This is a genomic window from Pseudomonas sp. FSL R10-1350 (genome assembly GCF_009600525.1).
GTDB classification, from domain to species: Bacteria; Pseudomonadota; Gammaproteobacteria; order Pseudomonadales; family Pseudomonadaceae; genus Aquipseudomonas; species Aquipseudomonas helleri.
The window spans coordinates 1-231 of the sequence record NZ_WIVR01000259.1 but is presented as its reverse complement, the minus strand read 5'-3'; the positions used below and the strand labels follow the sequence as shown (position 1 = coordinate 231).

Genomic DNA, 231 nt, shown 5'->3' with positions numbered 1-231 from the left:
ATGGGTCTGTGACAACTGCGAAACCTTGATTCAAGAGCCGGTGCCGGCGCAGGTCATCGACAAAGGCATCCCGACGGTCGGGCTGTTGGCGCAGGTGATGATCGCGAAATACGCCGATCATTTGCCGTTGTACCGCCAGGAGCAAATCTTCGGGCGGGCCGGTCTCGCGATTCCTCGTTCAACGCTGGCCAGTTGGGTCGGCGCTTGCGGCGTGCAATTGCAGCCACTGGT

The 231-nt window shown here is 60.6% G+C and carries 1 protein-coding gene; it reads left to right on the top strand.

What is annotated here, in order from left to right; all coding sequences use genetic code 11:
- A partial coding sequence (locus tag GHO25_RS26015; protein ID WP_153393504.1) for a transposase occupies positions 1 to 231 on the top strand: 231 nt, incomplete at both ends.